We start from the raw sequence: 11,570 nt of genomic DNA on the forward strand, positions 1-11,570 counted from the left end.
GAATCCTTGAAGAATCTTGATTACGAATACCACCTAAGTCTCTCTGGGTAGGTACTGATTCAACGCTTGGGCGGTCTGAGGTAGAATTCTATAGGGAATCTTTTTCGGGAGGTTCTTTTACTTGAAGCGGCTTCGCGAGGGCTATACCACGGGGATGTGCGCGGCAGCAGCGGCCAAAGCTGCGGCACTACTCCTTTTTCGCGGCGAGGCGCCGGCGGCGGTGACTGTAGTTACCCCCGAAGGGCGGGAGCTGCGGCTACCGGTGGCGGCGGCGGTGCGGGGAGAGGAGTGGGCGCGCTGCGGGGTGGTGAAGGATGCGGGGGACGACCCGGACGTAACGGACGGGCTGACAATTTTTGCGGAAGTGCGGCCGGCGCTGGCAGGAATAGTGTTGCGCGGGGGCGAAGGGGTAGGGGTGGTGACGCGGCCGGGGCTGCCTGTGCCGGTGGGGGAGCCGGCGATCAACCCGGTGCCGCGGCGGCTCATTCTCCGGGAGGTGGCGGCGGTGCTGCCGCCGGGTAGCGGGGCCACAGTGACGATCAGCGTGCCGGGCGGGGCGGCGGTGGCGGCGAAAACCTTTAACCCGCGGCTGGGGATTGTGGGGGGCATTTCGATCTTGGGGACGACGGGGATTGTCAAACCGATGTCGGAGGAGGCCTACCGGGAAAGCCTCGGCTGCGCGGTGAACGTGGCAGCGGCCGAAGGGCGGCGGGAACTCGTCTTCGTGCCGGGGCGGACGGGGGAGAAGGTGGCGGTAGAAGATTACGGCTTTCCTCCGGAGGCGGTAGTCCAGATAAGCAATTTTGCCGGTTACATGCTCGAGCGGGCAGCGGCTGCGGGGGTGAGGGCGGTTCTCCTTTTGGGGCACCTCGGTAAGCTCCTCAAGGTTGCCGGCGGTATTTTCCACACCCACAGCCGGGTGGCAGATGCGCGCGCGGAAATCCTGGCTGCCTTGGCCGCCGCGGAAGGGGCCCCACCGCCGTTAGTGGCGCGGCTGCTGGCAACGCCTACGGTGGAGGAGGCGGTGCCACTGCTGCGCGCGGCAGGACTGGAAAGGGTCTTCGCCGTGGCGGCGGCGCGGGCGAGCGAGCGGGCGCAGGCCTACGTTCAGGGGAAGCTGAAGGTAGGGACGGTGCTTTTAGACCGCGACGGTGCCGTGCTCGGTTGTGACGCGGGGGCGCGGGAAGTCGCCGCAGCTTTCCGGGTGGATTTGCCGGGAATTGGTGGGGCGTTGTCGCCCGGAGTTTACGTGGTTGGCGTGGGGCCGGGCGCGCCTGATCTCCTCACGCCCGCGGCCTGGCGGATCATCCGGGGGGCGAAAGTGCTTGTTGGCGGGGAGCGGGTGCTTGAGGGTATCGAAGGCGGGCCGGATGTGGAGCGCTACTTTATTACCCGCAGCTGGCGGGAGCTTATCGCTACCGTTGCGGCCCGGAGCCGGGAGGTGCCCGTGGTGGTGCTCGTTTCGGGCGACCCGGGGCTTTTTAGCTTCTTAGGAACGCTCCGGCGCGCGCTTCCCGATCTGCCGGTGACGGTGGTGCCGGGGATCAGCACGGCGGCGCTGGCCTTCGCCCGGCTCGCTGCCGGTTACGAGGATGCGGTTTTCGTCAGCCTGCACGGGCGCGAAGAGAACGCGACGGCGCTGCTGGGCGCGGCGCGCCAAGCAGCGAAGGTTCTGGTCTTCACGGGACCGGCCTATCCGCCCCAGCGGGTGGGCGCCCTGCTTACCGCCCACGGTTTCGGGGAGCGGCGGGTACACGTTTTTTCCAACCTCTCGCTTCCGGAAGAAAAAAGCTTTGCGGGTAAGGCCCGGGAACTTGCGGCCCTTTCCACACCTTTCCCCAACGCGGTGGTGGTGGTTCTTGGTTGATTTCCCTTACGTGACGCCCGGCATTCCGGACGCGGCCTTCCTGCGGGATGGGGTGCCGCTTACGCGGGAAGAGGTGCGGGTGGTGGTGCTTGCCAAGCTCCGGCTGCCGCTAGCGGGTGTCTTCTGGGATGTCGGCGCGGGCACGGGTTCGGTGGCGGTTGAGGCGGCGCGGCTGATGCCGGAGGGAAAGGTCTTCGCGGTTGAAGCTGAAAAGGAGCGTGCCGCACTCATCCGGGCCAACCGGGAGCGCTTCGGGCTGACCAACCTAACCGTGGTGGCGGGAGAGGCGCCGGCGGCTTTAGGCGCGCTCCCGCGCCCGGACCGGGTGTTTGTGGGGGGCAGCGGCGGGCGGCTGCCAGAAATCTTGGCCTACTTGCGGGAGCTCTTGCCGGCGGGAGGGCGGCTGGTGGTGAGCGCCGTAACTCTCGAGACTTTAGAGACTGCGGCCGGGATGCTCCGGTGGCTTGGCTGGCAGGGCGAAATCATCAGCCTTTCGGTGGTGCGGGGGGAAAAGGTCGGGGGGAGGACCTTGTTGCGGGGCGGCAACCCGATTTTTCTGGTGGTGGCAGCCAGAGAACAAGCTTAAGGGAGGAGTGGGCGTGGCCACACTTTACGGGGTGGGCGTGGGGCCCGGCGACCCGGAACTGATTACTTTGAAGGCGCTGCGGGTACTGGAGCGCGTGCCCGTGATTGCTGCACCGCAAGCGCGAAAAGGAGAAGAGAGCATCGCCGGGGAGATCGTGCTGGCGGTACTCGGGCCAGAGAAGCTGCGGGAGAAGGAGTTTTTGCCGCTCCACTTTCCGATGACGCGGGAGAGCGCGGCGCTTGAAGCGGCCTGGGCGGAGGCGGCGAAGCAGGTGGTGGCCCGGCTCAGGGCGCAAAAGGACGTGGCCTTCGTCACCCTGGGCGATCCTACCTTTTACAGCACCTTTCCTTATCTCGAGCGGGCAGTCAGGGCGCTGGCGCCGACAGCAAAAATCGCGGTGATTCCGGGAGTGAACGCCTTCGCGGCGTGCGCGGCGGCTGGCGGCATTACGGTCCAGGGAAATGAACGGCTCGCGGTGGTTTCCGCCACTGCCGCGGCGGACTTGGCGCCAGTGTTGGAGTCTTTTGACTGCACTGTTGTCTTAAAGGCGGGGCGCCACCTCAATGGGGTGCGGGCAGCGGTGGAAAGTGCTGGCCTTGGTGCGAAGGCGTACCTTTACGAGCGGTGCGGTTTTCCGGGCGAGCGGCAGGGGCCGTTAGCAGCGTTCCCGGTTGCGGATTACCTCTCGCTCGTGGTGGTGAGAAAATGAAGCCGGTCTACATTGTCGGGGCTGGCCCGGGTGACCCGGAACTGATCACCGTAAAAGGGGCGCGGCTGCTCGGGGAGGCGGACGTGGTCGTTTACGCCGGTTCGCTTATCCCGCCGACAGTTCTCCGTTACGTTCGTCCCGGGGCGGAGCGCCATAACAGTGCGACGCTCACCCGGCAGGAAATCGCGGGGATCCTGGTCGGCGCGGCGCGGGCCGATAAAGTAGCGGTGCGCCTCTCTTCAGGGGATCCAAGCCTTTACGGAGCGATCGCGGAGCTGATGGCGGATCTGGAGGCGGCCGGCGTCCCTTACGAAGTGGTGCCGGGCGTGAGTTCTTTCTTGGCGGCGGCGGCCCGCCTGAAAAAGGAGTTTACCGTGCCTGGGGTGAGCCAGACGCTGATTTTGAGCCGCCTGGCCGGCAAAACACCCGTACCGCAGGCCGAAACCCTGACGACGTTGGCGCGGCACCGGGCGAGCCTCTGTCTCTTCTTAAGCGTCCATCTGATCGAGGAGGTGGCCGCGGCCCTCGCTGCCGGTTACCCGCCGGAGACGCCGGTCGTAGTGGTAGAAAAGGTTACCTGGCCGGAGGAAAGGATAATTCACTGCCGGCTCGGCGAGCTTCCCGCGGCAGTGCGGGGGGCCGGCATTACCAAGACGGCGCTTATCCTAGTGGGTGATTTTCTGGAAGCGGCAGGGGAGCCTGCGCGCCTTTACGACCCGAACTTCAGCCACGGTTGCCGGAAGCGAGGCGACGCGTGAAGGTGCGGGAAGGTTTGGGCGTGGTGGTCTTGAGCGCCCGGGGCTACGCCCTGGCGGAGCGGGTAGCGGCGGCTCTAAATGAGCGGCGGGTAGCGATCTACGCGCCGGCCAAGCTCGGCGCGGGAGAGCCGTACCGCTCGCTCAGGGAGTGCGTGGCGGCGCTTTTGCCGCGGGTAGAGGCGCTTGTTTTCGTGGGCGCGGTGGGCGTCGCGGTGCGCTTGGTGGCCCCGCACCTCGCGGACAAATTCACCGACCCGCCGGTAGTGGTGGTGGATGAGGCGGGGCGCTTCGCGGTCACTTTAGTGGGCGGCCACCACGGCGGGAACACGCTAGCGGAGCAGGTGGCTACGGCCCTCGGTGCCTGCCCGGTCGTCACCACGGCAAGCGACTGCTTGGGGCGCCCGGCAGTGGATCTCTTCGCGGCCAGGTTCAACCTCGCGCTCGAACCGCGCCCCAACTTGGCGCGGGTGGCCCGGGCCCTGCTGGACGGCGAAAGGGTGGCGCTGCTCTGGGACGAGGCGGTGCCGCCGGTCGACTACCACTGGCCGCCGGAGGTGGCGCTTCTGCGCTGGCGGCCCGGCGCGCCTCCACCGGCGGGGTTTGCCGCTTGGCTCTTGGTTACGGAGCAAGAGGTGACGCCACCGCCGGGCCCCTATCTCTTCTTGCGGCCGCGCCGCTACGTTGTCGGGGTGGGTTGCCGGCGGGGGACGGAGGCAGCCGCGATCCGGCAGGCGATTGGCGCGGTGATGCGGGCGGCGGGCCTACCGCTTGCGGGGCTGCGGGAACTGGCCACGGTGGCGCTGAAAAAGGACGAGGTGGGTCTGAAAGAGGCGGCGGCAGAACTCGGCGTTCCGGTGCGGTTTTTACCGCTGGCGGCACTGAAAAGGGTGCAGGCGGCCCTAGGGCCGGGCGCGGTGAGCGAAAGTAAGCGGGTGAAAGAAAAGATCGGGGTGGGAAACATATGCGAGCTGGCAACGTTGACGGCGGGAGCAGAGAAACTCGTGGTCCGGAAGACCATCTTTCCCCGGGTGACGGTGGCGGTGGGGGTGGCTCCCTGGCCGTAGTGGGGATCGGACCGGGGGATCCGGGTTTACTTGCGCCGCGGGCTAAGGAAGCGCTGGCCCAGGCCGAGGTAGTTTTCGGCTACCGCACTTATTTAGGGCTGGTGGGCGACCTGCTTGCGGGCAAGGAGGTCGTCCCCAGCGGGATGCGGGAAGAGGTGGCGCGGGCGCGCGCGGCGGTGGCGCGGGCGGCAGACGGCGCGCGGGTGGCGGTTCTCTCGGGTGGCGATCCGGGCGTTTACGGCATGGCGGCGCCGGTCCTGGAGGTGGCCGCGGCGGCGGAAGTACCGGTGACGGTGGTGCCCGGGGTGACGGCGGCCACAGCGGCGGCGGCTCTGTTAGGGGCGCCGCTCGGCCACGATTTTGCCGTGGTGAGTTTGAGTGACCTGCTCACGCCTTGGCCGGTAATCGTCAAGCGGCTCGAGGCCGCGGTGGCGGCTGACTTTGTGCTCGTACTCTATAACCCCTCCAGCACGAAGAGAAAAGAGCGGTGGCTGGAGGCAATGGAAATTCTTCGGGCCGGGCAGCCGGCAACGACGCCGGTGGGGATCGTCTGGGACGCGGGACGCCCGGGCGAGCGGAAAGTGCTCTGCGACCTGGCCACGGTGACGGCGTATCCCGTAGATATGCGGGCCACGGTGATCGTGGGCAACTCCCATACTTATGTGGCTAACGGCGTAATGATTACCCCGCGGGGGTACAACTGGTGATTCTCCTTCTCGGCGGTACGACGGAGGGGCGCGCGGCGGCCCGGATGCTCACGGCAGCGGGGTGGCCGGTGTTGGTAAGCGTAGCGACACCTTACGGGGCGGCGCTGGCGCGCGAGGGTTTTGCAGGGCCGGTGGTAGTGGGCCGGCGTGACGCGGCAGCCCTCGCGGCGCTTATCGGTGCGCAGGGGGTCCGCCTGGTCGTCGACGCCACCCACCCTTTCGCCACGGAAGCGCACCGCAACGCCAGACAAGCGGCCGCCAGGTGCGGGGTGCCCTACCTCCGTTACGCCCGTCCGGCAGCGCCGCTGCCCGCTGACCCGCAGGTCGTTGCCTGTGCCGACTTTGCCGCGGCGGCCCGGGAGGCTGCGGCGCGGGGGCCGGTGATCTTTCTCACCACCGGCAGCAAGACGTTACCCCTTTTCCTCCCGGTGGCCCGGGCGGCGGGGTGCCGCGTAGTGGCGCGGGTGCTACCGGAACCGGCGGCCATCGCCGCCTGCCGCGAAGCGGGGCTTTCCCCAGGCGATATCGTGGCCCTCCAGGGGCCGCTACCGGTAGAGCTCAACGGGGCACTCTTCCGCGCTTTCGGGGCCACGGTCGTAGTCACGAAGGAAAGCGGCGCAGTTGGAGGCCAAGACGCCAAGATCGAAGCGGCGCTTGCTCTCGGGATCCCCGTGGTGGTGGTCCGGCGGCCGCCGGAGCCGTCGGGGGCCGTTTTTACCGCCGCGGAGCTCTTGAAGCGGGTAACCGAAATTTTGGGGTGGGGGCCCAACCGGTGAGCCTCTGCCTTCGCTTAGGAAGGAGGATTCTTTTTGGAAGGGATTATTGTGCTCGGGCACGGGAGCCGGGCGGCAGTAGACGAAGCGAACCTTTTCTTGGAACGGGTGGCCGCCGAAATTGCCAGAATATTCCCCAGGGCACGGGTTGAGCCGGCTTGGATGAATCCCAAGGCGGCGCGCCAAAACCTTGCCGGGGCCGCGGCCAAACTGGTGGCGGCGGGAGCGAGAAAGGTAATTGTCGCCCCGGTCTTCTTAACCGACGGGCTCCACATCCGAAAGGACATTCCGGAAGAGCTAACAGCTCTGAGTAGCGCGCATCCGGGGGTGGAGTTTATCCTGGCGCGACACATCGGCTTTGACCCCCGGATCGTAGCTATTGTGGCGGAGCGGATTGCGGAGGTGCAGGATGGAGTTTCTCGGTGACCCCCGGGCGATCGAAACCCGCAGCATGGCGATCATCGAGGAACTCCTGGCGCCCTGGCGGCGCGTCCTTTCGCCGGAGGAATTCCTGGTGGCGCGGCGTGTGGTGCACGCCACCGGGGACCCGGAAGTTGTGGCGCAGCTGGTTTTCCACCACGCGCCGGTAGCCGCGGGCGTTGCCGCGCTGCGGCAGGAGGCCCGCCTCGTCTGCGACGTTCAGATGGTAGCGGCGGGAATCAGGGGGCGGCTTCCGGAAGGAACGGAGATCCGGGTAGCGGTAGCGGAGCCGGGTGCAGCGGCAGAAGCTTCCCGGAGCGGCATCACCCGGGCCCTCGCGGGTATGCGGCTTCTGAAGACGGCCCTTGCCGGGAGCGTGGTGGCGGTGGGTAACGCGCCAACGGCGCTTTACGGCGTGCTGGAACTTTACCAGGCCGGCATCCGCCCGGCGCTCGTTATCGGGGTCCCGGTCGGCTTTGTCGGGGCGGCGGAGGCGAAGGAAGCGCTGCTAGCGACCGACATCGCGGCGGTGGTGCTGCGCGGAACGCGCGGCGGGAGCGCGGTGGCGGCGGCAGTGGTCAACGCGCTGCTCAGCTTAGCCGCGGCTACCCATTAATTCTTGCGGGGGTGCGGGTCGTGTCACGGGCGTTAATGGTGCAGGGCACCGCCTCGAACGCCGGGAAAAGCATCCTGGTGACGGCGCTCTGCCGGATCTTCCGGCAGGACGGCTACCGGGTGGCGCCATTCAAAGCGCAGAATATGTCGCTGAACGCCTACGTTACGGCCGACGGTGGCGAGATCGGCCGCGCCCAGGGGGTGCAGGCGGAAGCCGCGGGCGTTCCTGCAACCGTCGATATGAACCCGGTGCTCCTTAAGCCCAAGGGTGATAGTGTGGCGCAGGTGATCATCCACGGGCGCCCGGGCGGCGATTTTACCGCGCAGGGCTACCGGGAAGACTGTCTTGGCCGCGCCTGGCAGGCGGTTCGGGAGAGCTACGCGCGGCTTAGCAAGGACTACGACGTGGTGGTGATTGAGGGGGCGGGGAGCCCGGCGGAGGTGAACCTCCGGGAAAAAGACATCGCTAACATGCGGGTGGCGGCGCTGGCAGAAGCGCCGGTGCTACTCGTGGCCGATATTGACCGGGGCGGCGTTTTTGCCCAGGTAGTCGGGACCCTTGTCCTCCTCCCTCCGGAAGAAGCGGCCCGGATCCGGGGCGTGGTGATTAACAAGTTCCGCGGGGATGTGGCGATCCTAACGCCCGGCCTCCGTTTTCTGGAGGAAAAGACGGGCCGGCCCGTGCTCGGCGTGCTTCCCTTTTGGGCCGACCTGGGAGTGGCGGCGGAGGATTCGGTGAGCCTGGGGGCCGGGTTCATTCGCCCCGATGCGGCGCTCGACATCGCGGTGGTGCGCCTTCCCCGGATCGCCAACTTCGACGACTTCGACCCGCTGCTTGCGGAGCCGGACGTTTCGCTCCGTTTCGTGAGCCACCCGCGCTGCGTGGGCCAACCCGATCTCCTTATCCTTCCCGGAACAAAGAATACCGTTGCCGATTTGCGCTGGCTCTCTGCTACCGGCTGGGCGGCGGTAATCCGGGAGCGGGCGGCGGCCGGAATGCCGCTTTTAGGCATCTGTGGCGGCTATCAGATGCTTGGACGCGAGCTTCAGGACCCCGAGGGACTGGAGGATGAGGCCGGGGTTTACGCGGGGCTGGGGCTTCTCGACGTGGTGACGGTCTTCCGGCCGGGGAAGGTGACGGTGCGGCGGGCGGGTTTTGTTTCCGGGGCGGGGATGCTGGCGCCGCTTGCGGGCGAGAAGGTCTTTGGTTACGAAATTCACGCCGGAGAAACCTTCCGGGGGGCGGGCGCGGCCCCCAGCTTTACCCTGGAGGCGCCGCCCGGGACCGCCGCCGAGGGGGCGGTTGCGGGAGCGGTCTGGGGGACCTACCTCCACGGCCTCTTCGAGGCGGATGGCTTCCGCCGCGGCTTTTTAAACCTGCTGCGCCGGCGGCGCGGCCTCCCGCCGGTTGATTACGGCGTCTCCTTCGTACGGCTTAAAGAGCAGTACTTTGACCGTTTGGCAGCAGCGGTTCGGGAACACCTCAACCTCCGGGAGATTTACCGCTGGCTGGGGCTCTGAAAGGAGATCTTGTAGGTGCGACGTTTGGTCATCGCGGGAGCGTCAAGTGGCGCGGGCAAAACGACGGTTGCCGTAGGGCTGATGGCGGCGCTGACGCAGCGGGGGCTGAAAGTTCAAGGCTTCAAAACCGGACCCGACTACATCGACCCCGGTTTTCACACTGCGGCTACGGGGCGCATTTCCCGGAATCTCGATACCTGGATGCTGCCGCCTGACGCGGTGCGCGAAGTTTTTCTGCGGGGCGCGTGCGGGGCGGATATCGCCATTATCGAAGGCGTGATGGGCCTCTACGACGGGGTCGGGTCGGGAAGCGGCCCTGGGAGCACCGCCTACTTAGCCAAACTGCTTTGCGCGCCGGTGGTGCTGGTCCTCGACGTGCGGGGGATGGCCGCTTCGGCAGCGGCGGTAGTTCTCGGCTTCCGGGAGTTCGACCCCGAACTCGGCCTGGCGGGGGTGATCCTCACCTGCGCCGGAAGCGCGCGCCACGCGGCGCTCGTTAAAGAAGCGATCGAAGCGAAAGCGGGAGTGCCGGTTCTCGGGTATCTCGTCCGCGACCCGGAACTCGAACTTCCCGCGCGCCACCTGGGTCTGGTGCCGGCAGAGGAGACTGTGGCGCTGCAAGAGCGCATCGGGAAGCTCGCGGCGGTGGTAGCGGGGGGCGTGGACCTGGAAGCAGTCCTCCGGGTGGCCGCGGCGCCACCCGTGCCCCGGCCACCAAAAACCCTTTTCCCTGAGGTTCCTGCGCCGCCGCAGGTGCGGCTCGCTGTGGCCCGGGACGCCGCCTTTTCCTTTTACTACCCGGAAAACCTGGAGCTTCTCGCGGCGGCCGGCGCGGAGCTTGCCTTTTTCAGCCCCCTGCGGGACGAAAAGCTGCCTCCTGGGAGCGCTGGCCTTTATCTCGGTGGTGGTTTTCCCGAGGTCTTTGCGGGGGAACTCGCCGCAAATACTGCGCTGCAGGAGGAAATTAGGCGGGCGGTAGCGGCCGGGATGCCCACGGTCGCGGAGTGCGGTGGCCTTCTCTACCTTTGCGCGGCGCTTACCGCCGGTGAAGCAACTTACCCGCTGGTGGGTGTGCTGCCGGGGCGGGTGGCGTTGACGGAGCGGCTGCAGCGTCTCGGCTACGTCGAAGCGGAAGCGCTGGCTCCCAGCCCCCTCCTGGATCGCGGGGAGAAGGTCCGCGGCCACGTCTTTCACTACTCGCGGATTAACTGGGAAAAAGCTTTACCCCCGGCCTACCGCCTCGTTAACTGGCGGGGCGAAGCGCAAGTGGACGGTGCGGTTTACCAAAACCTGGTGGCTTCTTACCTCCACCCGCATTTCTTGAGCCGGCTGGCGATGGCGCGGCGCTTTGTGGCTTGCTGCGCGGCTTTCCGGGCGTCCTGCCGGCGGGTGGCCCCGAATTTTGCTTGGAGGGAAGGGTGTGAATCTTGAGCACGAGCTTGACGCGCTGGCAGCAGCATGGCGGTAACCCTTACCGCGCGGCCCGGGAGTTAGGTGGGCGGCCGGACGAGTACCTCGACTTCAGTTGCAACATCAACCCGCTCGGGCCCCCCCTGCGGGTGCTGGCTTGCCTGCAGGCGGCTACCAGCGAAATCTGGCGCTATCCGGACCCCGAATGCACGGCGCTCAAAGAGGCGCTTAGCGCCTACCTTAAGGTGCCGGCGGCGTGGCTTATACCGGGAAACGGGACGGCAGAGCTCATCAACCTTTTGGTGCCGGCCCTGGGTATCAGGCGGGCGGTGGTACCGGCGCCAACCTTCGCGGAATACGCGCTGAGCGTCACCGCCTGGGGCGGGGAGATCCGGTACCTTTACCTTAAGGGAGAGGACTTCGCCTTCCCCTGGGAAGAACTCCCTGCGGCCCTCGCCGGGGCGGACGCCCTTTTCCTCTGCCAGCCCAACAACCCCACCGGCCGGTTACTTGCGCCGGACGAACTGGAGCACGTGGCGACGGCCACGGCGCGGGCGGACGCCTACCTCGTGGTGGACGAGGCCTTTCTCGATTTTCTCCCCGACGCCGTGGCGCTGACCGCGCTCAACCTGCTGCCCCGCTGGGAACACCTGGTCGTTTTCCGCTCGCTCACCAAGTTCTTCGCGCTGGCCGGTTTGCGCCTGGGCGTTCTCGTGGCGCTGCCGCCGCTGCAGCGGAAGATCCTCTCGCTTTTGCCCTCCTGGAACGTCAATTCGCTGGCGCAGGTGGCGGGGGTGGCGGCGGTAGGGGATGAAGAATACATTAGAGAAAGCAGGCGCGTGGTGGCGACCGAACGGGCGTACCTCGCTAGCGCGCTTGCTTCCTTGCCCAGCGTGCGGGTGGTGCCGGGAGTGGCGAATTTTCTGCTGCTCGACATTCGCGGTACGGGGTTTTCTTCCGCCGCGCTTGCCAGGCGTCTGGCGCAGGAGCGGGTTTTAGTGCGCGACACCGCTAACTTTCCTGGACTCGGTAGCGGTTTTATCCGGGTGGCGGTGCGCCTCCGGGCGGAAAATGAGCGGCTGGTGCGGGCTTTGGGCGCCGTGTTGCGCGCGGCCCCCGGGCAAGGTTAGAATTATAAGG

At 67.0% G+C, this 11,570-nt stretch carries 12 protein-coding genes; all 12 read left to right on the plus strand.

The features are described from left to right. Positions 1-121 precede the first annotated feature (121 nt). From cbiD to cobD, 12 genes are read left to right on the plus strand one after another with little or no spacing between them, the layout of a single operon-like run. A complete protein-coding gene (cbiD, locus tag ACUVTA_RS05220; RefSeq protein ID WP_445951917.1) occupies positions 122-1,867 on the plus strand; it encodes a cobalt-precorrin-5B (C(1))-methyltransferase CbiD in 1,746 nt (581 codons plus the stop codon). Further along, the gene (cbiT, locus tag ACUVTA_RS05225; protein ID WP_445951918.1) at positions 1,860-2,453 is read left to right on the plus strand and encodes a precorrin-6Y C5,15-methyltransferase (decarboxylating) subunit CbiT; all 594 of its coding nucleotides are present in this window, start codon (positions 1,860-1,862) and stop codon (positions 2,451-2,453) included. Before cbiD ends, cbiT begins: the two co-directional genes overlap by 8 nt. 13 nt (positions 2,454-2,466) lie before the next feature. Further along, on the plus strand, positions 2,467-3,162 hold the full coding sequence (gene cobI, locus ACUVTA_RS05230; protein WP_445951919.1) for a precorrin-2 C(20)-methyltransferase: 696 nt from the start codon (positions 2,467-2,469) through the stop codon (positions 3,160-3,162). Further along, positions 3,159-3,920 (plus strand): precorrin-4 C(11)-methyltransferase, encoded by a 762-nt coding sequence (gene cobM / locus ACUVTA_RS05235; RefSeq protein WP_445951920.1) that lies wholly within the window; start codon positions 3,159-3,161, stop codon positions 3,918-3,920. Before cobI ends, cobM begins: the two co-directional genes overlap by 4 nt. After that, positions 3,917-4,984 (plus strand): cobalt-precorrin 5A hydrolase, encoded by a 1,068-nt coding sequence (locus tag ACUVTA_RS05240; protein ID WP_445951921.1) that lies wholly within the window; start codon positions 3,917-3,919, stop codon positions 4,982-4,984. Before cobM ends, ACUVTA_RS05240 begins: the two co-directional genes overlap by 4 nt. Further along, positions 4,984-5,691, plus strand: coding sequence for a precorrin-3B C(17)-methyltransferase (gene cobJ, locus ACUVTA_RS05245; RefSeq protein ID WP_445951922.1), 708 nt, complete (start codon positions 4,984-4,986; stop codon positions 5,689-5,691). Before ACUVTA_RS05240 ends, cobJ begins: the two co-directional genes overlap by 1 nt. Then, on the plus strand, positions 5,688-6,467 hold the full coding sequence (gene cobK / locus ACUVTA_RS05250; protein WP_445951923.1) for a precorrin-6A reductase: 780 nt from the start codon (positions 5,688-5,690) through the stop codon (positions 6,465-6,467). The genes cobJ and cobK overlap by 4 nt, the downstream gene beginning before the upstream one ends. 33 nt (positions 6,468-6,500) lie before the next feature. Then, positions 6,501-6,890 carry a sirohydrochlorin chelatase gene (locus tag ACUVTA_RS05255; protein WP_445951924.1) on the plus strand — a complete coding sequence of 130 codons (390 nt, stop codon included), beginning with the start codon at positions 6,501-6,503 and terminating at the stop codon, positions 6,888-6,890. Then, complete coding sequence (locus tag ACUVTA_RS05260; protein WP_445951925.1) at positions 6,874-7,500, plus strand: precorrin-8X methylmutase; 627 nt, start codon at positions 6,874-6,876, stop codon at positions 7,498-7,500. The genes ACUVTA_RS05255 and ACUVTA_RS05260 overlap by 17 nt, the downstream gene beginning before the upstream one ends. Positions 7,501-7,520: 20 nt before the next feature. Continuing rightward, entirely contained in the window at positions 7,521-9,020 is a 1,500-nt protein-coding gene (locus ACUVTA_RS05265) for a cobyric acid synthase (protein WP_445951926.1), read from the plus strand. A gap of 15 nt (positions 9,021-9,035) precedes the next feature. Then, positions 9,036-10,451 carry a cobyrinate a,c-diamide synthase gene (locus tag ACUVTA_RS05270; RefSeq protein ID WP_445951927.1) on the plus strand — a complete coding sequence of 472 codons (1,416 nt, stop codon included), beginning with the start codon at positions 9,036-9,038 and terminating at the stop codon, positions 10,449-10,451. After that, positions 10,448-11,560 carry a threonine-phosphate decarboxylase CobD gene (cobD, locus tag ACUVTA_RS05275; protein ID WP_445951928.1) on the plus strand — a complete coding sequence of 371 codons (1,113 nt, stop codon included), beginning with the start codon at positions 10,448-10,450 and terminating at the stop codon, positions 11,558-11,560. Before ACUVTA_RS05270 ends, cobD begins: the two co-directional genes overlap by 4 nt. Positions 11,561-11,570 lie beyond the last annotated feature (10 nt).

Source organism: Thermodesulfitimonas sp., from assembly GCF_052743955.1.